This is a genomic window from Bradyrhizobium sp. USDA 4474, from assembly GCF_054057515.1.
Map to the genome: position 1 here is coordinate 245,035 of NZ_JBSRZJ010000001.1, position 20,334 is coordinate 265,368.

A 20,334-nucleotide genomic window follows, 5' to 3' on the forward strand; every position below is an offset into this window, starting at 1 on the left:
TCTACTCCCGGATCGGTAAATGGGACTGGTGGGTCGCCTGGGCCAAAAACGAGCAACGCCTAAGTCATGGAACGACAGGAAGTCGACTGGGCAATACTGGTAAAGGGCGGACAAATTCCAGCTCATCATCGGCGGTTAGTGGCTTTGTCAACGACAGTACAATGAACAAAGCTGTAGAGGATTTAGGGATACCAAAAACCGGCATCATGCCTGGCCACTAACCGAGTTCGTTTTGGTTGAAACGACTGCTCTTCCCGCCTTTTTATGCGAATGGTCACCAGCTCCGATGTGGTGAACGGCCGAACCCGCCGATCGTCAGAAGCGATCCTCGAGTTCCACTGATGGTCGTCGACGGTATTTAGTTCAATTCGAGAAGGCACCTTGCCCTGGCGCGCTTGTTATTCCGTCGCATCAGGAGAGCCGTCATGTCAAATTTCAAGCACTCCAATGGCCTGTATCGTCGCGAGTTCGTCGTGAGTGCGACCGCTGGTCTTGTCGCCGCCGGCACATGGTCGCCAGCGAAGGCCCAACCTTCCGAGACCGCGCCGTCCATGACCCCGCAGCCGGCGCCCTCCAGTCTCGCTGGGGACGAAACCACCGCGGACATTCTCGTCGAAACTCTGATCGCTTGGGGCGCAACTCATGCCTTCGGCATCGTCGGAGACGGCATCAACTCGATCGTGGAGGCATTGCGCAAACGCGCCGATCGCATCCGCTATATCGGCGTGCGGCACGAGGAGGCAGCTGCCTTCATGGCCTCGGGTTTCGCCAAGCACAGCGGCCGGCTCGGCGTCTGCATCGGCACCACGGGCCCCGGCGCCGTTCATCTGCTCAACGGCCTGTACGACGCCGCACTGGATGGCGCGCCGGTGGTGGCGCTCACCGGCCTGACCTTTCACGATCTAATGGGCGTGCGTTACCAGCAGGGTATCGACACGGTGCGCCTCATGCAGAGCGTTGCGCTCTACAACGAGCAAGTGACCGGTCCGGAGCATGCGATCATCGTCGCCAATCGCGCCTGCCGCGCGGCGCTTGGCGAGCGCGGTGTCGCGCATCTGACCATCTCAAAGGATGTACAGATGATGAAGCTGTCCGCCGGCAAGCGATCGATGCGCAATCCCGGCGTGAGAACCTCCTCGTCCTGGACCCCGCCCTTGTCACCACCGCCGCAGGACCAGCTGCGCGCGGCGGCGGACCTCCTCAATTCCGGTCGGCGGATCGCCATCTTGCCGGACAGGGCGCCTTGCACGCACGCGAGGAACTGACGCAATTGGCCGACGCGCTCGCAGCGCCGGTGGCCAAATCGTTGCTCGGCAAGGCCGTGCTACCAGACGATTCTCTATTCACCACCGGCGGGATCGGCGACCTCGGCACGGCGCCGTCCTCGTGGATCATGAAGAACTGCGACACCATCCTGATCCTCGGATCCACGATGCCATGGGAGGAGTACTATCCCTCCCCCGGAAAGCGCGCCCGGCATACAGGTCGACCTCAAAGCGGACCGCATCGGCTTGCGTTATGCCGTGGAGATCGGGATTGTTGCTGACGTCAAGGCGACGCTGCAGTCGCTGCTCCCGCTCGTCCAGCGCAAAGGAGACCGTTCGTTCTTGGCTGAAGCGCAGCGTCGCATGGGTGATTGGAATCTTCTGCCGCAGCAGGTCGAAGATACGCAACGCTCGCCGTTGCGCCCGCAGATGGTGATCCGGGCGGTTAGCGACCTCTTGAGCGATGATGCTGTGATTTCTCTCGACTGCGGAGCCAACACGCATTTCGCTGGACGTTGTTTACGCTTACGCGAGAGGCAATTTCTCACCGGCACCGGTATGCTTGCGAGCATGGCGCCGGGGCTGCCCTTTGCGATCGCTGCGCAGTTGGCTTTCCCGAACCGGCAATCGGTGGCGATCGCGGGCGACGGCGGATCTGCCATGCTGATGGCGGAGCTATCGACGGCTGTTGCGCACAACTTGCCTGTCAAGGTCGTGCTGCTCAAGAACAATAGTCTTGCCGAGGTCAAGTTTGAGCAGGAGGAAATCGGTAATCCGAGCTTTGGCTGCGAGTTGTCGCCAATCGACTTCGTTGCTTTCGCTAAAGCCTGCGGAGCCGACGCCTTCCGTTGTGAAACGCCCGCTCAGGTCCGTCCCGCGATTGAAGCGGCGTTTGCCTTCCGTAAACCCGCGCTGGTCGAGGCGTTGGTCGATGCAGACGAAAAGCCGGCAAAGCCGGAGCAGCTCGAAGCTTGACCGTCGGCTGCAGGGAGACGTCATGAAGAAGGTCAGCAACTAAAGCCCGGATGAGCGCGAAGCGAAGCGTCATTAGCTTCGAGGCTGAGCTGCGTGAAAATGCCAGGAGGTTTGACGGCGAAAGAAGAAGTTATTTCTTCAACACCAACCTGGAGTTCGACCTCGCAAGCGTCTTCAACTCTAGCATGAATTGAAGCGTGCAATTCTGCTCGTGTTCCGACGCCTCTCATTTTTACGCAGCGAGGGTCGAAGCTGCCCTCGGCATCGGGTATCACTAGCAAGCGGAGTGCCGGGAAGCCCGCGTTCAGGGTTCGGGCAAACCAGCGAGGAGGATTTTGTCCGGCGTGATTGGAAAGCTGCGTACCCTTACGCCGCAGGCGTGATAGATCGCATTGCAGATCGCGCCCGCTGCGCCACAGATGCCAAGTTCGCCCGCACCTTTGGCCTGTAGCGGGCTGCCGGCGGGATCGCGCTCGTCGAGCAACACGACGTCGAGCAGGGGAACGTCGAGGCTGACCGGAATGTGGTACTCGGCGAAGTCCGGATTGACGACGTGTCCGTCCCGCTTGTCGAACACCATCTCTTCACTGAGCGCGCTGCCGATTCCCCAGACCATGCCGCCCATGCACTGCGACTTCGCAGTCTTGCTATTGAGCACGCGACCGAGGCCGAAGGTTCCGTGAAAGCGCCGAACCCGGCATTCGCCGGTGTAGGCATTGACGCCAACCTCGGCGAAGAACGCGCCGTACATCGCCGCAGAGAAGTCGTCCTCGATTTTGCCTGGCTTGAAGTGGCCGATCTGCTCGATCGGCTTGCCTTCGAGCAAATCACTGAATGCGATTCGTCGGTTGCCGGTTTCGGCGAAACCGTCCTGGAGCTTGAGCTGGTCCTCGCCGCAGCCCAGGCGTTCGGCGAGTTCAAGGCGTATCGCCTCGCAAGCTTCGAGCACTGCCGACCCGGTCGATGCCGCGCCCCAGCTCCCGCCCGAGCCGGAGCCTGGCGGGAACTCTGAATCGCCCAGCCGCACGTCTATGAGTGCCGGATCAAGCCCCAGCATCTCGGCAGCAATCTGTCCGAGAACGGTATAGGTGCCCGTGCCGATGTCGGTCATATCGCTGGCGATCTCTGCGGTGCCGTCGGCACGTAGCGTCACCCGGGCCTGCGCTTCGTTCAGATTATGCACCCGCGCCGCACTTGCTACGCCCGTTCCGATCCACCATTCGCCTTCGCGGCGCTTGCACGGGCGGCGATCGCCGCCGTCCCAACCGAAGCGCCTGGCGCCTTCCTTCAAGCATTCGGCCAGCTTACGCGAGCTGTAAGGAATATCCTCGCTGGGATGCCGGTCCGGAATGTTGCGGAGACGCAATTCGACAGGATCCATCGCGGCCTGATTCGCGAGTTCGTCCATCGCTGATTCGAGCGCCTGCATACCCACCGCCTCGCCCGGCGCGCGTACCGATCCCGCGGTCATCAGATGAATCCGCGCCAGATCGATGCTGATCACGCGATTCTGGCCGCGATACAGGAATTTACTAGCCTGGGTGACCGGCTCGGCGAACTTCTCGCCTGGCAGATTGGAGACCTTGGCCTCGTGACCAAAGCCGGTCAGTTGCCCGTCGCGGTCGATGGCGAGCCGAAACCGCTGGGTCGTTTCGGAACGACGCATGACCGATTGGAACACTTGCTGGCGCAACAGCACCACGCGCACCGGCCGGTTCAATCTGATCGCCACGACGGCGGCAGCGGCGCCATCCACACTGATCCCGAGCTTCGACCCGAATCCTCCTCCAACATAAGGTGAAATCAGCCTGACTTTGTCGGGCGACAGGCCGAGGGCGTCGGCGAGCTCCGTCACGTTGTACTTCAACATCTGCAGGCTTGAATGCAGTGTCAATGTGTCGCCATTCCACAGCGCGATGCTGGCGTGTGGCTCCATAGGAGCGCTGTTGTGAGATTCGGTCGTGTAGGTGACATCCACCGCGTGCGCAGCCTGCGCCGCCGCATGGTCGAGGTCGCCCTGGATCACCGGTTCGCCGTGGGGCTCAACCGGTGCACCGGCCGAGTGTTGGGAGAACGCTGCGCCGCCGTCCCGCCGGTACTCGACCCGCAGATGCTTGGCTGCGTCTCGCGCCTGCTCGAACGTTTCGGCGATGACCACCGCGATCGGCTGCCCCCAATATTGGACCTTTCGCACATTGCGGACGGGCGACTTTCCGGCACCACCCTGCGCTGACCTCGCGATCATCCGGTCGTCCGAGATCACCGCGATCACACCGGGCATCGAAATCACTGACGCTTCGTCAATGGAGGTAACGTCACCCCTGCTGATCGTCGCGGTGACAATCACGCCTTCAACGCAGCCGTCGATTTTGTATTCGGCGGCATAGATGGCGGTTCCGGTGGTTTTGGCCGGCCCGTCCGGGCGATCAAGCGGCTTGCCAATCACTCCCTGGTGCATTGCATCAAGCCGATTACGCTCGTCCGGTTTGTCCATGGTCAGCGAGCGGGTCATGCAGCATCTCCGGTTGCTTCGCGCAGCACTGCTTTCAACGCCCGTCGGACCAAGGGGATTTTGAAATCGTTATCGCCTTGGCCCATCGCACCTTCGAGCAACAGGTCGGCGGCCTTGTCGAACAATTGGCTCGAAGGCACCGCACCGCGCAGCATTTCGTCGATGCGCGCATCGTGCCAGGGCTTGTGCGCCAGCCCGCCGAAAGCGAGCGCCGCCGAACCGATCACGTCGCCATCCATGCACACGACTGCGGCGATCGAGACTAGGGCGAACGCGTAGGACGAACGTTCCCGGACCTTGCGATAGAGCTGGCGGCCACCCGCCGGCGCCGGCAGCAGGACCGCGGTAATCACCTCGCCGGCCTCCAGCACATTTTCACGCTGCGGTGTGTTGCCCGGCAGCCGGTGGAAGTTGCGAACCGGCACGCTTCGCTTGATGTCGCCCGGCGCGGTGATTTCGATTGTTGCGTCCAGCGCTGCAAGTGCCACCGCCATGTCACCGGGATAGGTCGCGATGCATTGTTCGCTGGCGCCAAGAATGGCATGCATGCGGTTAAACCCGCCAATTGCGGCGCACCCGCTGCCTGGCTGGCGCTTATTGCAAGGTGTGTCGATATTGTAGAAATAATAGCAGCGCGTGCGCTGGCATAAATTGCCTCCAGTGGTCGCCTTGTTGCGGAGCTGGAAGGTCGCGCCGGAGAGGATTGCGCGCGCCAGCAGCGGATAGTCCCGGCGAATGCGGGGGTCGGCGGCGCAGGCGCTATTGGTGACCAACGCGCCGATCCGCAGTCTGTCGCCGTCCGGTTCGATGCCACCCAGTGGAAGCCTGTTGATGTCAATCAGTTCGTCTGGCGTCTCGACCTCGAGCTTCATCAGATCGAGCAAGTTTGTGCCACCGGCGATCGGCCGCACGCCCTTCTGAATCAGCTGCGTTGTGCGCTCGAGGCTGTGCGCTCGGCTGTATCCGAACGGTCTCAAGACCCAGCCTCCTTCACTTCCGCGATTGCATTGACGATGTTGGAATACGCGCCGCAGCGGCAGAGATTGCCGCTCATCCGCTCGCGGATTTCCTCGGCGCTCAGCGATATGTCGGTCGTGAGATCGTCAGTGACGAAGCTCGGCCAGCCGAGCGCCGCTTCATTGAGCATGCCGACAGCGGAGCAAATCTGGCCTGGCGTACAATAGCCGCACTGATAGCCGTCGTGACGGACGAAGGCCGCCTGCAGCCGATGCATGTTCTCGGGTGTTCCCAGCCCTTCGACTGTGGTGATGGAGTCGCCGTCGTGCATGATCGCCAGGGTAAGGCAGGAATTAATCCTCTGGCCGTTGATCAGAACGGTGCAGGCGCCGCACTGGCCGTGGTCACATCCCTTCTTGGTGCCGGTCAGGCCACAGTCCCGGCGAAGGAAATCGAGCAGGCTGGTGCGGGGATCACCGGCAAAGTCGCAGGCTCGTCCATTGATGGTCAGCGGCATCGGAACCTCTCGTTGCGATCGAGCCCCAACGCGCCGCAACCCGAATTGTTCTTATACTGGCCTCGCAGATAGATGCGTGGATTAGACGTCAATTCGCTCGTTGCGTCTTCCAGATTATCCATGGCCCGGCAGAACGACTTTCAATCGGGCCCGCTGTGGTCAATCGCGGCAGTTCGGTCCTGTTGCAGACACGACAGGGCTCTCCCGGGGCGCCGCATGGGCAAGGCTGGCTTTCGCTGCCCCAGGATGATGGCTGGTCCGGATGGGCTTTCGCAAACCCAGCGGCTGTTGTCGCATCGTACGCAAAACTGCATGTTTAGGCTAAGTAATCGCGAGCATTTGCTTTCGTGTTACGCGGTGGGCTCTGCCTTCCTCGGTCAGTCTGAAGCCGTCCGTGTCAATGAGGCCAGGATTCTTGAAGGAAAAGCGTATGCCCGCCTCTTGTGAGGATTTATGGCCGCCGGACGGTCCGGATCCCGTTTCGTATGCCAGCTATGGTTCCAGCATGTTGCATGTCCAGAAATCCTGCCTGCCATCGCTGCGTCATGGCCGTTGCCGAGAGGTCGAACGATTTTTCTGGTCCGGCTTCCTCGGCGCCGGGGCGGTAGCTGAGGAGATAAACGAGGTCCTCGTGGTCCACCTCTTGCAACTCGGCGCGAAGCTTGCGGGCTTCCAGGGAAACGCGAAGCCGCTGAAAGGTCTGGTTGCCGAACGTCAGATCGCTCTTCCGCTCGGCGGCGGCTTCGAGGCCGTCGGGGACATTGCCGTTACGCGCAAACAGATCGACGATGTAGAGGCGCAGCGAGCTGGCGGTTTCCAGGACCGGATCGAACGGCGCGTTCAGCGAGAAGCCGCCGTCGCAGAGCCATCTGCCGGCGATCTGCACCGGGGCAAATTCAGGAAGGAAGCCGCAACTGGCCAGGATTTGATCCATCTCGATCCGTGCTGACGCGGAGTCAAACAGGACAGGGTCGCCGCTTTCGACATCGGCGGCGCAGATGGTGATGCGGGGATCGCCGCTGTTGAGGCGTCCGAAGTCGATCAGGCCTATCAGGCGTTCGCGCGTCGGGCCGAGATCGTAGAGACCGCCGAAGTGAGATGCCGGCATCGGCAGGCGGGGATGAAAGAAGCCGGCCTGGCCAAACAGGCGCGTGTTGATCGCGTTGAGCCACGCGAACGGATGCCGGCTGATATTCGGCCCCTTGGACGAACCACCTGCGGCATAACAGTAGCTGCGCAAATTCTGCAGTCGATCGGCATAGGGGCTTCCGGCGACCAAAGCCGCCGTAATCGCGCCCGCCGATGAACCTGTCACCCAGTCGAGCGGCACGGACAGGCCGGCGAACGCTTCGAATGCTCCGCCATGGTAGGCGCCAAGTCCGAGGCCGCCGGCGAAGACGATGGCCGTGAGAGGTTGGTCCGCACCCATGCCGATTGAACGTCGCGCACGCATCGGCGTTCCAACCTGCCGATCCAGCACGCAGGCTCGCGAATAGAGCGATCCGTTAACCTGTGTGAAGCCGCTCGGTGCAGATCTCCTCTAGGGTGATGCCTGCGTCAGCTCGAACGGAATCAGGATGTCCGAACAGTCTGCCAGCCTCCGAAACTTCACCATCAATTTTGGGCCTCAGCATCCCGCGGCGCATGGCGTGCTGCGGCTCGTCCTCGAGCTCGACGGTGAAGTCGTCGCCCGCGTCGATCCCCATATCGGATTGCTGCATCGAGGCACCGAGAAGCTGATCGAGGCCAAGCCCTATCTTCAGGCCATCCCCTATTTCGACCGGCTCGACTACGTCGCGCCGCTGACCCAGGAGCATGCCTTCTGCCTTGCGATCGAAAGACTGATCGGCATTGAAGTGCCGCGGCGCGGGCAATTGATCAGGGTGCTTTATCATGAGGTCAGCCGCATCCTGTCGCACCTGCTGAACGTCACGACCCAGGCCATGGACGTCGGCGCCTTGACGCCTCCGCTGTGGGGCTTCGAAGAGCGCGAGAAGCTCATGGTGTTCTACGAACGCGCGTCAGGCAGTCGGATGCATGCGAATTATTTCCGGCCCGGCGGCGTCCACCAGGACCTTCCTCCGAAGCTCATCGACGACATCGAGGCCTGGTGTGATCCGTTCCTGCGGGTCGTCGACGATCTCGACCGATTGCTCTCGCTCAACCGCATCTTCAAGGCGCGCAACGTGGATATTGGCAGGGTCGCGCTGGAGCAGGCGTGGGCGTGGGGGTTCTCAGGCGTGATGGTGCGCGGCTCCGGCGCCGCGTGGGACCTCCGGAAAGCGCAGCCCTATGACTGCTATGCCGAGATGGACTTCGACATCCCCATCGGCAGAAACGGAGATTGCTATGACCGCTATCTCATTCGCATGGAAGAAATGCGGCAGTCAGTCCGCATCATGAAGCAGTGCATCGCCAAGCTGAAGTCTTCGGACGGAGGAGGCCCGGTTCTCGTGCAGGACAACAAGGTCGCGCCGCCACGGCGCGGCGAGATGAAGCGCTCCATGGAGGCCCTCATCCACCACTTCAAGCTCTACACGGAAGGATTCCACGTTCCTGCGGGTGAGATCTACGTCGCGGTCGAAGCTCCCAAGGGAGAGTTTGGAGTGTTCCTGGTCTCGGACGGCACAAATAAAGCCTATAAATGCAAGATCAGGTCGCCGGGATTTGCTCACCTCCAGGCGATGGACTTTCTCTGCAAAGGGCACTTGCTGGCTGACGTCTCAGCGATTCTGGGCTCTTTGGACATCGTGTTCGGCGAGGTCGATCGTTAAGAGGTATGCTTTGCCCTTCGATAGGGCACGATATCTCCTGGAGCCGATAACCCGACCCAAAGCGCACCGGTCTTGCGAAAGGCTCCCGAGCCCTCTTTCTCGTCATTCAGCCGGGACAATCACCTGTGGCCATCACCGTTTCTCGCCGTTGCATCTTCAGCGGCAACATTGCCGGGAACGGCGACATCATCAAAACGTGCGGCAAGCGTTTCCAACGCCGCGCGCATATCCGGCCCCTGCATTGCGGCGCCATGGCCCGTAATGGCGATCTCCGGCGCAAGCGCCGCCAAATCCCGCACCGACTGCTTCGCGCTCTTCCAATCCGGCGTGAAATACATCGGCGGTCCACGCATCTCCGGCGCCTGCGTCACCACTGAATAAACCGATTCCTGCCGTGTGGTGATGAATGCGTCGCCGGCGATCAAGACGCGGTCGCGCTCGCGCCAGAGTGAGATGTGTCCTGGCGTGTGGATCCATTGCCACTCCGGCATGAACGGTACGCTGTGATCGCCGGGAAGGTCGTAGAGGCGCGATGCGACATTGACCGGCCGGGTGGAAACAGCGGCGAGAGCAATGCGAGCAGGCCTCCACCGACCCCAGGACTGGCCGGTGGGTAAGCGAGTGATCCGTCGAAATAGGGATGCTCGGCCGCATGCCCATAGACCGGAACGTCCCATTCCTCCACCAGCGTCTCGAGCACGCCGACATGGTCGAAATGACCAATGCGTTAAGATGATGCAGGCGGGGCGGCCGCTGCCGCCGAACCGTGCGCTTGCCGGCGGAGCGGACCGCCCGGGCCGATCCCGGAATGCCAGCATCGACCAGCACCCAATTTCCGTCGCCGGCATGTTCGAGGCCGACGGAAAATTGACGATCGCCAATTGCCGGTAGGCGACATCGGCCACAATCCGCCTCGTGTTGTCATTTCGATCGAGATCGAAGCCAGGCTGTTCGGCTTCTGCGCTGGGAGAAAGAGGGATCTGGGTCATGTGCTGCCTGCCAGCTATCTTTCGATCGTGCCCGTCCGCCGGATCTTCTGTTGAAGCAACATTACGCCGTATAGCAGCGCCTCCGCAGTCGGCGGACAGCCCGGGACGTAGATATCGACGGGTATGACGCGGTCGCGGCCGCGCACGACGGAATAGGAGTAGTGATAGTAGCCGCCGCCGTTGGCGCAGGAGCCCATCGAAATGACGTAGCGAGGCTCCGGCATCTGGTCGTAGATCTTGCGGAAGGCGGGCGCCATCTTGTTGGTCAATGTGCCGGCGACGATGATCACGTCTGACTGCCGGGGCGAGGCTCGTGGTGCGAAGCCGAAGCGCTCCGCGTCGTACCGTGGCATCGACATCTGCATCATCTCGACGGCACAGCAGGCGAGCCCGAACGTCATCCACATCAGCGATCCGGTGCCCGCCCAGGTGATCAGCTCCTCCGCGGTCGCCGTCAAACATCCCTTGTCGGCGAGATCGTCACGAGTCTGCATGAAGTACGGATCGGGCGCGTTCGCCGGCCGCCCGTCATCAGGCCGCGGGAGCCGACTGTTTAAAGCATCGGTGCGAAAGGGAGTGTCGGTCATTGGCGAGCTCTCGGACGTACCGCCGACGAAAATTGCAACGTCACCCTAAAGAAAATAGGCGCTCCACTGGGTTGTTCCTGGGCGCCGATTTGTTTGACGATCGTCTATCGCAAGTTAGCGGTGGATCCTTTTCGGAGCACGCGAGCCAGCAAACAGATAAGGCACAAAGCGGCTTTGGAACGGTCGCCGTGGGTGGGCGCGCTTCTACGTCAGCTAATTCCGTAGGACACTCAGGGCAGGTGAGGGGCAACGCGCTTCGGGCGCAGACCCGGCAATTCCGAGACAGGTCTTCTTTTGCTATACCACCGGATGCAAGTCGCTTTTACGTTGTCATCGGGCAAGCTTCCGCGGGTCGTAGGAACCTCTATCAACTGCCCTCCGTTGCAGTCGATGAGCTTCCACCTCTCTGAGATCCTTAAGGCGATTGGGCCCAGCGCCTCGATCATCTTTGCAGCCTGGATCTTCGTAGGCTTTCTCCAGCAGCGCTATGACGCCGCTGTCGATCGCTACCGACAGACCATAAGCGATTATCGCAGCGGAGAACACCCAGCCGATCGGCGCGATAATATTCAAGACCAGATACTGGTTTTTAAGTACCGCTGCCAACTGATGAGTTATGCTTGCTTCACTGGCCTGCTGTCAGCGATTCTCTTCCTTCTGACGCTTGTTTCCGGAGCGGTAGACGTCATCATTCCAGGCAGTTAGTTCCTGCAAGTCTTCGGCACCGTTGCATTGCTTGGAGGCTTTGGCCTGGTCATTCTTGCAACCGTGCTGGTTATTCTGGAGGGGGCTTACACGCATCGTCAGCTCGATGCCGAGCTACTGGATGTCCCTGATCTCGCACGCAGCACCGGGCAGGAGAGCGGCAAGGTGGCGCAACAACAGCCGCGCAACGTGGCGACTGGATGAAATTCACTTAGACGCGAATGCGTGCGACGTACACTGCGGTCTTCAGGCGTACAGCCCGTTGCGATATTCAAATGAATCTTGATATTGCGCAAATTGCACCGCCGGATCGACTTTCCTTCCAAATCCAAGATATCACGGCGTTATCGAGCGCGCGAGCGCAGCCAGAACGGCTGCGCTCGTGGCAGTTCATTAGCTGAGATTTCAGTACTCGTCTGATTGGAAAACGGACGCGCCCCAGCGGGACTCATTGTATCTCGAATTGGCGCGATAACCGTAGCGGTCGCCATGCTGCCAGCTGCCGATCCGCTGGCATTGGCCCACGCCGGCCATCAACTGGCCGCCGCTCATAGCCGGTCCGGCTGCGCCGACAGCTTGGTCGCCGGGTGGCGTACACCGCCCCGGACCTCTTCCCGCCGCAACGCTGGGGCTTGCTGCGCTGAGAGGCAGAATCACGATCAATGCGGCTGCGCTCATACGTTTCATGCTTGTCATGGTTGTCTCCGTGTCTGGTTTGACTAGAAGCCAATCCCTCGTGTCCATGGGCGTTCCTCGCACGGGATCGCGATTTCACGAGCATCAACACGATGCCGACGTCGGGTTCTAATCTCGTTACTTCGGATCAGCGACACGGCATCAAGCGCGATAAGCCAAGACCTCGATACTGCGTAGATCGGCTCAGGGAAGCGGAAGTAGAACAGGATAGGATAGAAATGGTCGGCTTCCTTCGCGTCCGTCAGCTCCGCTGCGAGCTCCGAAAGGTTGTTGTAGCACGCGCTGAGCTGGTTGTTCGCAAAGAGGTGAGCGAGCAACTCCGCAGCGTCACCGGTCTCACCCGAAAGCGCGTGGATTTTGAGGCGTAGTGAGTTTCTGCTCCTGAGAGCGCCGTAGATCTGCATCAGGTAAGTGACGGTGAGCGATATGACTGACGTTCCGATCACCGAATTGAAAATAAACAGCAGCTTCGCGCCGGCGCTTTGTGGACCAAAATTGCTGCCACCAACGATCGAAAGGCTGCTTCCGGCCACGTACCATGCGGTCACGAAATCCCGTGGCGTGGCTTGGTTGCTATTCGTGATGCTTGTCCCGAGCAGAGGGTGGACAATCAGTGCAGCTCCCAGCGCGACAGAAAAGACCGGGCGAGTAGGAGCGTGACTACGATAAGCGGCCCGCAGAACGAAAGCAGATGCTTATTGCGGCTGGAAGCAATTCCGCGCACTGCGAGCCATACCAGTCTAGCCAGGCGGTCGCTCATAATGCCGGTGCCCGCGCGCGCATAGAGCACGGTGAGGAAGACGTCGGCAAGGACGATGGCCATCAACAGCGTGCCCACTATGGGCTCAAACCAATGCACCATCGCCTCCTCGGCTGAGTCGCGGGGCCCCGCCGTCGCCTACTTCGGTTTGGAAGCGCCGTCTGACGCGGTTGCATTGGGATCGCCCGGCATGAACTTGAACAAAGTAAAGTTCTTGTCCGTCCATGCCATGTGGAACCAGGGAGAATCCTGAATATGCGACGCGGTCACGTAGATGTGGCCGTCAGGACCTTGCGAAAAAGTATCCGGCCAGCGCAGACGCGAATCCGTCAACAGCTGGCGTATGCTGCCGTCCTGCGGGTTGATGATCTTGACGGCGTTGTTGGCGATCGAGCTCAGATAGATCTCGTCATTTTCGCCGGTCCAGAGCCCATCCGCCGGCTCTGTCGTGGCCACCGTCTCGGGACGCGCACGACCTGCCATATCGGGATTCTGGATGCTCGACGTGGGAATTCGGTAAAGGGTTTTGCCGGTCAGGGCTTGCCAATACAGCGTGCTGCCGTCCTTCGACAGCGCCAAGCTATCAGCATTGAAGAGCGGTTGCCGTCCGTCTGGCCGCCGCAGCGGCTGGCCATCGGTCATCACATTGACGCTGGGATCGAATTGAGTTGAAGGATCCTCGCTCAGCACACGCCACGCCTGCCCTGAGTCGATGTTAAGAACGACCAGGCCGCCGGGTGAGCCGGAATCGGTGAGGTAGGCGAACTTTCCATCGGGCGCGATGCGGACATCATTCAGATAGCTACCCGGACCAGCTACCCCGGGAGGAATTGGAAAGGATCGCTTCACATTGTTTGATTTCAGATCAATCTCGACGATCTTGGGGCCGCCCTTGATGGTCTTCTCGGCATTGGGGGCCGCCGGATCGACGACCCAGAGAGATCCCCGGTTGTCCGCGACCACGCTTTGAACGCAAACGAAGTGATCGTTGGGTGAGATCTCGGACATCCGTGCGTTGCGCCAGCTGTTCCACCCCTCATTAGGGTAGGGCCTGGTCGAGCCGTCCGGCAGGAGCTCGGCCACCGAGACGGGCGTGTCTTCGGTCCAGCGGGGGAAATTCACGAAGATCCGGCCGTCCGGTGCCACGGTGACGCCGGTGACCTGATGGTCGAATGTGGCGACCACTTGCAAGCGATCGTCGCGCGTGTCGACCAAGGGAGAGACAAGTCGTCCCGCCTTGGCCTTGATGTCTTCCGTCGCCGTCTGCGCGTGGACAATGGAGGCCATCGACAGGAGCAGTGCCGCGCAGGAGCCGAACAGGTTTGGACGCATTGCGCCGTCCTCTCACTTGGAGAAATTCACACAATCCTCTCTCTTCGACATCGTTCCTGTTGCCGAGCGAAACCAAGCTCCCAGACGTCGCGCGTAAACCTAGGTTAACATCGCGGCCTCGCACCGGGATACGTGGAATCCGAAGAACCTGGCCCAGTCCGGCTGAAGACAATCATCATACTCAACAGAACACAGAATGCGTGCGAAATCGATTTTTGTGGATGTGCCGATTAAAGCGGAGGAGGGCGCCAAAAACCTTTCCGGAATTAGAAACCGGTCACCCGTCCACGAGTTCGCGCTTCGGCGGGGCGTGAATCGGAGTGGTCGGCAAGAAGGCGCTAGTTTGGCACGGCAAGGAAGATATCAGGTGTGACACAGTTACCGATCCGGAGATCGAGGACGCCAGAAACGCAATCATCAAGGTGACGAGCTGTGCCATCTGTTGCTCGGACCTGCATCTCTTCCACAACTTCATTCCGGCTATTTCCAAACTATGAACAAGTGGTCGCTGCAGAATGGGTCGAACCTGAGGTCGCAAGCCTGCCCGCTTCAATACTCCTTGTCGAAGATGAAGCGCAGATCAGGATGATGTTAGTCGAGATGATCGAATTGGCGGCATGCAGGGGATAGCGGGGAAACGGAGGAAAAAGCAGCAGCGAACATGGAAGTCGTCCTCGACGAGGTCTGCCGTGATCTTCCGAACAACGGCGGCGACCACGTGAGCCGGAAGTACATCGCCGTGCGGCTCCTTCGCGCGGCGCAACGCGGACGGAAGACGCTGGGAGCACTGGAGAACATCGCTCATCAGGCGATGCGCAAGCTGAGCCGCTGCAAAGCAGCGGCGTAGACGGCCGTTGCGACTTTGTCGATGTGTGCTGAAGCATTGCGTCATTGTAAGGGGCTGAATGTTCGACGTGTATGTGAACGAGAGGAACGGCCCTTTGATTGTCCTCCGCGGAAATCCGATTCCGACTGGAACTGATGGGAGTTGGCGCAAGAAGCGCGCTGTGCGCTCCGTCAGCGAGCGGATTCGTGCCGATTTGGGCACGCGAGGCTTGCATAAGCGGAACCTAGCCGCCCGGCCGGTGCCGCGAGAGCGCTAGTCTTCGCAGCTGCCGGCTGGCGGCCGCAGCGCCAGGCGCCGTAGCTTGGTTAATGGCGTTGAAGAAGGTCTAGGCGGCAAGATCGAACGAAGCGATGAGGGCACGCACGTCATTGGCGAGTCGGCGGTAGTGTTGGCCCGCCCGCTGGTAAAGTTCGCGATTGCCTCCTTCCGATCGACGAGCGATCAGCTCGCACTCCGCAGCGAGGTTTTCAAAACGCTCCAACTTGGCTTGGAAGCCACTCATTGCACGCCCCACTCTTTACTCAAGGGACGGCGACGATATCCGCTCAACTGGGTCAGCTCAAACATATTCAGTGCTGCAGGCGCGAAGTCCCGCCACTCTCGTTGTCTACCCACGATTGCAGTCAAGCGATGGGGCGCGCTAAAAGCGTGAAGATGCTGATCTACGTTGAAATTTGAAGCTGGTCACCACTACATCGCGGATGGGTCACAATGCCAAGGAGTCAGAAAACCTAGGTGCGGCTGACCAACTGGAAGAACAGATGCGCCGCGTCGGGCTCCAGCGCCAGCTACCGGCTCCGCGCCAAGCGAAAGAGCGGCCTCATCAAGACGCCGACCGCTGCTGCGCCCTCTTGCCGAATACGAAGCCGCGGTCGGAGGGAGCTTCTGATGGGCCGCGCGCGCGAACCTGTCGGCGGCGCCGCGATCTCAGCCCGGCGGACCGCGCCATTGCGACCAGCAACACCATCGAGATGGGCGGTGTCGATGATCCGCAGCCGGCGTCCATCCGATTGCTTGTGGATCGCAACCTGGTGCAATCCATGGCGGATCCGCACTTCCCCGGCCGCGATTGTTACCGCCACGCGCTCGCCAATCAGGCGCCACGGCACCGAGTAGCTGTTCGTGTCGATCTCGACGCCGACAAGTGCGTCTTACCTACGCCTGGAGGGCCGAGCAGCACTGCTGATTACCTCGAACCGCAGCGTTGCCGAATGGGGTACGGTGTTCGCTGATCCGGTGGTCGCCACCCACGACCGCGAGGTCATCAGCTGGGTGGCCACAACGGCTGGGATCTCCGGCGAGATGATCCGGGACATGATGGTCCACTGTGTCGAACAGCGGTTCGCCGACATCCGCGCTCCGCGCAAGGTGCAATGGCTGACCGACAATGGATCCATCTTCGCCGCCTATCGCACCCTTGAGATTGCCGCCGCCGCCACGGAGACTAGCGCCTATCTGAAGTCCTCAAGAAGCAACCCGAACGGGAAAGGTCCAGCGCTGGGGTCTGGAGGCATTCTTTCTCTTACGATGTGAAGTTCGCGATTGTGAGCGACTTCAATATCACTCCATCTTGGAAGCTCATGCGCGCAACGATATGGACCAGTGGGCGGTAACGTTTGCCTCTTATCTTCCTGGTTGACCCGCAGAAGTCGCCTCGCGGGATTGCCTTCACCTTCGGCGAACATTCGAAAACGTCAGATGGCGCCGAGTGAAGTAGCTGGAATGATAAGGTTTTGGTCCCAAATGGAGTCAGTCCTCCACTGACAAGCTTTCGAGAAATGGGCAAATGGCGGCAATCTGCGAGCTTATAAGGTTTGGTCGCAAACGGAGGAAGCTCACCGACTGATAAGAAAATCATGTGGAGGCTTGACCTCCGGAGAGATGACCTAAACCACGTCCGGATCTAAGGCCGAGGCGGACTTGGTAGGTGAATTCGTTAACCGACTGCTTTTTGAGGCAATAGGGCCGTCATCGCCCCAAGGAAATCCAGTAGGTCGATGCTAGTTCTGGAAGATTTCCGGCTTGATCCTGCGACAACCCTACGCCAGATTGCCGCGCGATTGAGGATCGAAATGCAGCAGATCGAACAGTGGCTCGAGAAACTAGGCATGTCTGGCTATGCCCAGCTGTTCCTCGAAAATCGGATCGATACCACCGTCCTGGGTGAACTTAACGACCAAGACCTCCGGGAACTGGGAATCGTCCTCGGCGATCGCAAGAAGCTCATGCGTGCAATTCGTGAGTTGCACGCCTCCGACAACATCGCACGCTCCGCGACGTCTCCCGAATCGGTCCCAGATGCGGCCGAACGGCGCCAGTTGACAGTCATGTTCTGCGATCTCGTCGGCTCCACGGCCCTATCAACGCAGCTCGATCCAGAGGACTTGCGGAAGATTATCGGTGCGTACCATCGGACCTGCGCAGGAGTTGTCGAACAGAACGGCGGCTTCGTTGCAAAATATATGGGCGACGGCGTGCTGGTGTATTTCGGCTACCCGCGGGCCCACGAGCACGATGCGGAGCACGCTGTGCAGGCAGCGCTGGGGCTCGTTGCTGCAGTCGGAAAACTCGAAACGGCGGCCCCCGGCCGATTGGAAGTGCGTGTCGGGATTGCAACGGGACTGGTCGTTGTCGGAGACATCGTCGGCTCTGGAGAGGCGCAGGAACGCGGCGTTGTCGGCGAAACGCCGAACCTGGCGGCCCGTCTGCAGGCCGTCGCAGGGCCCGGAATGGTCGTGATCGCGGACGCAACGCGACGGCTGCTCGGCGATCTATTTGTGCTGACGAGTCTTGGGCCACAACAGCTCAAGGGCCTCACTGGACCGGTTCAGGCCTGGGCCGTCCAAGGCGCCAACGCCATCGATGGCCGATTCGAAGCCCTTTATCGTCGCGGATTGGGAGGCCTCGTCGGACGCGAGGGCGAATGTGCCGTGCTGGAGCAGAGCTGGTCCAAAGCTCGAACGAACGACGGGCAAGTCGTTCTCATTGCCGGAGAGGCGGGCATCGGCAAATCGCGCCTGGTGGCTGCCATTCTGGAGCGGGTGGCCGCGGATGCGCCGACGCAGCTGCGTTACTACTGCTCTCCGCAGCACACCAATTCGGCGCTTTATCCGATCGCCAAGCAGATGGAACGGCGCGCGAATTTTACGCGCGAGGATGATCCGAAAACGAGGCTTGACAAGTTTGACACGACGCTCGGCGGTTCATCCACACCTATCGCACACAGGGCAGCGCTTGCCGACCTGCTCCAACTCGCCAATGACGGCCGGTATTCAACCGACGACCTGACGCCGGCGCAGCGCCGCCAACGAATGCTCGAAGCGATCGTGCTGGACATCGAGAGCCAGGCTCGCTCCAATCCTGTTCTCATGATATTCGAGGACCTGCATTGGATCGATCCGACCAGCCTCGAACTGCTTGGCCAGCTCATCGAGGCGATTGCCACACTGCCCGTGCTGATGGTTGCGACGTTCCGGCCCGAGTTTGTACTGCCCTGGGCCGATCGGCCTCATATCACGGCAATGATGATCGCCCGCCTTGGTGCGCGCGAAACCGAAGCTCTCCTCGATGAGGTGATCGGAGAGCACCCCGTTCCGGCACACATGCGCAAGGAGATCATCGATCGCGCCGACGGAATACCCCTGTTTGTCCAGGAGATGACCAAGGCTGTGCTGGAGGCAGGCTCCGAAACGCATTTCCTCGGAGCAATCCCTGCCGCTGCAAGCCCGGTGCCGGCCACCCTTCACGCGTCCCTGATGGCCCGCTTGGACCGGCTCGGTCCCGCCAAGGAGGTTGCACAGATGGCGGCCGCAATCGGTCGCGACTTCAGCCATGCGCTGCTCGCCGCCATCGTGCCACTAGCGGAGTCCGAGCTGAACCGCGGACTCGACCGTCTCGTCGATGCGGGGTTGCTGTTTCGCCAGGGCGAGCCACAAGATTTGAACTATGTCTTCAATCACGCGCTGATCCAGGAGGCTGCCTACGGCACGCTCCTGCGTGAGAAGCGCCGCGAGCTCCATCTTGTAATCGCCGAGACCATAGAAACCGATTTCGGCGACATCGCCGAGAGCCAGCCGGAAGTGCTGGCCCGGCATTGCACGGAAGCCGGCCTCCTCGAAAAGGCCGCACACCTGTGGAGCAAGGCCGGAAAGCGCTCGCTTTCCCGATCGGCGCTCGTCGAAGCGGCGGAACAGCTCGCCCGCGCCCTCGACCTGATCGCCGCGTCGCCCGAGACTGCTTCGTTGCGCCATGAGCGAATCGCGTTACAGATCGAGCTCGCCAACGCCCTGATCCACACCAAAGGGCACGCTGCCCCCGAGACAAGAGCGGCCTTCAATCACGCGCGCGCCTTGATCGAACACGCGGAGAAGCTTGGGGATACGACGGACGATCCCATCATGCTCTTTTCGGTACTCTATGGCTTCTGGGTGGCGAGCCGTATGTCGTTCCACGCCGATGTGACGCGGGAGCTGGCCGCCCAATTCCAGGCCCTCGCCGACGAGCGTCAGGCAGGTACACCAATGATGATCGGGCACCTCTTGATGGGAATTTCCCTTGTGCTCGCCGGGGACCTGACGGCCGGCGCGCACGAGCTCGATCGCGCCGTGGCGCTGTATCATCAAGCCGAACACCGCCCGCTGGCGATGCGGTTTGGCCACGATATTCTCGTCTCCGCCTTGGCGTGGCGCGCCTTTTCACAATGGGCATTGGGTCGCACCGATGTCGTGACGGCCGATGTGGAGCGCGCGATCCGCGAAGCGCGCGAGTTTGGTCACGCTGCCACGCTGATGTATGCGCTCGCGCATGTGTCGCTCACGTTGATCTACATGGGCAAGCTAGACTCCGCGGCCGAGTTCGCCGACGAGCTTATGCAGCTCGCGGACGGAAAGGGATCACGCTTCTGGAACGCTTACGGAAAGCTGCTGCGCGGCCGAGTACTCGCGCTCGAGGGGCATGACTGCGCTTCCGCTGAGATGATCGAGGCCGGGATTTCGGTCATGCGATCGACCGGCGCGACAGCCTATGCGCCGTGGTATCTCAGCACTTTGGGAGCGACATACGCTCGGGTTGGACGGCTTGGTGATGCGCAACGCTGTAGTCAAGACGCGTTGCTGAGTATCCGCGAAAGTGGCGAGTGCTGGCAGGAGGCTGAAGCACATCGCATCGCCGGAGAGGTGGCGCTGGCGTTCGAACCGCCGAACGTCCAGCAAGCGCAGGCTCATTTCGAGCGGTCACTCTTCGTTGCGAAACAACAAATGGCGAAATCCTTCGAACTGATGGCGGCCGAGAGCCTGGCAACACTTTCTCAACGAGAAGGACGCACGCGGGCAGACCCACTCTGCTGACGACAGCTCTTGGGCCAAAGCGGAAGGTCTTAGTGGCCCATTCCGATGTCCGCTGCTGTAGTGCATCCCCATA

The 20,334-nt window shown here is 60.7% G+C and carries 19 protein-coding genes and 2 pseudogenes; 10 read left to right on the forward strand and 11 right to left on the reverse strand.

The window, feature by feature from the left end; genetic code table 11:
• The first annotated feature begins 425 nt into the window (after positions 1-425).
• The 3 genes from ACVW16_RS01160 to ACVW16_RS01170 are packed head-to-tail and all read left to right on the forward strand — an operon-like array spanning position 426 to position 2,240.
• Positions 426-1,265: a thiamine pyrophosphate-binding protein gene (locus tag ACVW16_RS01160; RefSeq protein ID WP_456739263.1), complete on the forward strand. Its 840-nt coding sequence runs from the start codon at positions 426-428 to the stop codon at positions 1,263-1,265.
• A 5-nt stretch (positions 1,266-1,270) separates the two neighbouring features.
• Entirely contained in the window at positions 1,271-1,546 is a 276-nt protein-coding gene (locus ACVW16_RS01165) for a hypothetical protein (RefSeq protein ID WP_456802197.1), read from the forward strand.
• Positions 1,512-2,240: a thiamine pyrophosphate-dependent enzyme gene (locus tag ACVW16_RS01170; RefSeq protein ID WP_456802198.1), complete on the forward strand. Its 729-nt coding sequence runs from the start codon at positions 1,512-1,514 to the stop codon at positions 2,238-2,240. The genes ACVW16_RS01165 and ACVW16_RS01170 overlap by 35 nt, the downstream gene beginning before the upstream one ends.
• 304 nt (positions 2,241-2,544) lie before the next feature.
• On the opposite strand, the gene ACVW16_RS01175 is transcribed toward ACVW16_RS01170, so the two are convergent.
• From ACVW16_RS01175 to ACVW16_RS01190, 4 genes are all read right to left on the reverse strand, one after another.
• The gene (locus ACVW16_RS01175) at positions 2,545-4,752 is read right to left on the reverse strand and encodes a xanthine dehydrogenase family protein molybdopterin-binding subunit (RefSeq protein WP_456739261.1); all 2,208 of its coding nucleotides are present in this window, start codon (positions 4,750-4,752) and stop codon (positions 2,545-2,547) included.
• Positions 4,749-5,729 (reverse strand): FAD binding domain-containing protein, encoded by a 981-nt coding sequence (locus ACVW16_RS01180; RefSeq protein WP_456739260.1) that lies wholly within the window; start codon positions 5,727-5,729, stop codon positions 4,749-4,751. Before ACVW16_RS01180 ends, ACVW16_RS01175 begins: the two co-directional genes overlap by 4 nt.
• A complete protein-coding gene (locus tag ACVW16_RS01185) occupies positions 5,726-6,226 on the reverse strand; it encodes a 2Fe-2S iron-sulfur cluster-binding protein (protein ID WP_456739259.1) in 501 nt (166 codons plus the stop codon). The genes ACVW16_RS01180 and ACVW16_RS01185 overlap by 4 nt, the downstream gene beginning before the upstream one ends.
• A 451-nt stretch (positions 6,227-6,677) precedes the next feature.
• Positions 6,678-7,706 carry a patatin-like phospholipase family protein gene (locus tag ACVW16_RS01190; RefSeq protein ID WP_456739258.1) on the reverse strand — a complete coding sequence of 343 codons (1,029 nt, stop codon included), beginning with the start codon at positions 7,704-7,706 and terminating at the stop codon, positions 6,678-6,680.
• Positions 7,707-7,803: 97 nt separating this feature from the next.
• On the opposite strand from ACVW16_RS01190, the gene ACVW16_RS01195 reads away from it, so the two are divergent.
• Entirely contained in the window at positions 7,804-9,000 is a 1,197-nt protein-coding gene (locus ACVW16_RS01195; protein ID WP_456739257.1) for an NADH-quinone oxidoreductase subunit D, read from the forward strand.
• A gap of 119 nt (positions 9,001-9,119) precedes the next feature.
• Here the strand turns inward: ACVW16_RS01195 and ACVW16_RS01200 are convergent.
• Positions 9,120-9,989: pseudogene (locus ACVW16_RS01200) on the reverse strand (MBL fold metallo-hydrolase).
• 14 nt (positions 9,990-10,003) lie between these two features.
• Positions 10,004-10,576 carry a NuoB/complex I 20 kDa subunit family protein gene (locus ACVW16_RS01205; protein ID WP_456739256.1) on the reverse strand — a complete coding sequence of 191 codons (573 nt, stop codon included), beginning with the start codon at positions 10,574-10,576 and terminating at the stop codon, positions 10,004-10,006.
• Positions 10,577-10,966: 390 nt separating this feature from the next.
• Between ACVW16_RS01205 and ACVW16_RS01210 the strand changes: the two genes are divergently transcribed.
• Both ACVW16_RS01210 and ACVW16_RS01215 read left to right on the forward strand, forming a co-directional pair.
• Positions 10,967-11,281 carry a DUF2721 domain-containing protein gene (locus ACVW16_RS01210; protein ID WP_456802199.1) on the forward strand — a complete coding sequence of 105 codons (315 nt, stop codon included), beginning with the start codon at positions 10,967-10,969 and terminating at the stop codon, positions 11,279-11,281.
• Between the two features lie 27 nt (positions 11,282-11,308).
• Complete coding sequence (locus tag ACVW16_RS01215) at positions 11,309-11,485, forward strand: hypothetical protein (protein WP_456802200.1); 177 nt, start codon at positions 11,309-11,311, stop codon at positions 11,483-11,485.
• Positions 11,486-12,000: 515 nt separating this feature from the next.
• Here the strand turns inward: ACVW16_RS01215 and ACVW16_RS01220 are convergent.
• The 3 genes from ACVW16_RS01220 to ACVW16_RS01230 form a co-directional block, all read right to left on the reverse strand.
• Positions 12,001-12,525, reverse strand: a complete 525-nt coding sequence (locus tag ACVW16_RS01220; protein WP_456739254.1) for a hypothetical protein — start codon at positions 12,523-12,525, stop codon at positions 12,001-12,003.
• Between the two features lie 62 nt (positions 12,526-12,587).
• Positions 12,588-12,815, reverse strand: coding sequence for a hypothetical protein (locus ACVW16_RS01225; RefSeq protein ID WP_456739253.1), 228 nt, complete (start codon positions 12,813-12,815; stop codon positions 12,588-12,590).
• Positions 12,816-12,875: 60 nt separating this feature from the next.
• On the reverse strand, positions 12,876-14,069 hold the full coding sequence (locus ACVW16_RS01230; RefSeq protein WP_456802201.1) for an L-dopachrome tautomerase-related protein: 1,194 nt from the start codon (positions 14,067-14,069) through the stop codon (positions 12,876-12,878).
• Between the two features lie 320 nt (positions 14,070-14,389).
• On the opposite strand from ACVW16_RS01230, the pseudogene ACVW16_RS01235 reads away from it, so the two are divergent.
• Positions 14,390-14,554: pseudogene (locus ACVW16_RS01235) on the forward strand (glutathione-dependent formaldehyde dehydrogenase); the annotation flags it as partial.
• 176 nt (positions 14,555-14,730) lie between these two features.
• Positions 14,731-14,916, forward strand: a complete 186-nt coding sequence (locus ACVW16_RS01240; protein WP_456739251.1) for a hypothetical protein — start codon at positions 14,731-14,733, stop codon at positions 14,914-14,916.
• A 325-nt stretch (positions 14,917-15,241) separates the two neighbouring features.
• Here the strand turns inward: ACVW16_RS01240 and ACVW16_RS01245 are convergent, their stop codons facing one another.
• Positions 15,242-15,418 (reverse strand): hypothetical protein, encoded by a 177-nt coding sequence (locus ACVW16_RS01245; RefSeq protein WP_456739250.1) that lies wholly within the window; start codon positions 15,416-15,418, stop codon positions 15,242-15,244.
• Between the two features lie 286 nt (positions 15,419-15,704).
• Positions 15,705-16,025 (reverse strand): Mu transposase domain-containing protein, encoded by a 321-nt coding sequence (locus tag ACVW16_RS01250; RefSeq protein WP_456802202.1) that lies wholly within the window; start codon positions 16,023-16,025, stop codon positions 15,705-15,707.
• 13 nt (positions 16,026-16,038) lie between these two features.
• Here ACVW16_RS01250 and ACVW16_RS01255 point away from each other — a divergent pair, with 13 nt between their 5' ends.
• Together ACVW16_RS01255 and ACVW16_RS01260 are read left to right on the forward strand one after the other, a co-directional pair.
• Positions 16,039-16,449 (forward strand): hypothetical protein, encoded by a 411-nt coding sequence (locus ACVW16_RS01255; RefSeq protein ID WP_456705378.1) that lies wholly within the window; start codon positions 16,039-16,041, stop codon positions 16,447-16,449.
• Positions 16,450-16,988: 539 nt separating this feature from the next.
• A complete protein-coding gene (locus ACVW16_RS01260) occupies positions 16,989-20,261 on the forward strand; it encodes an adenylate/guanylate cyclase domain-containing protein (protein ID WP_456705377.1) in 3,273 nt (1,090 codons plus the stop codon).
• Positions 20,262-20,334 lie beyond the last annotated feature (73 nt).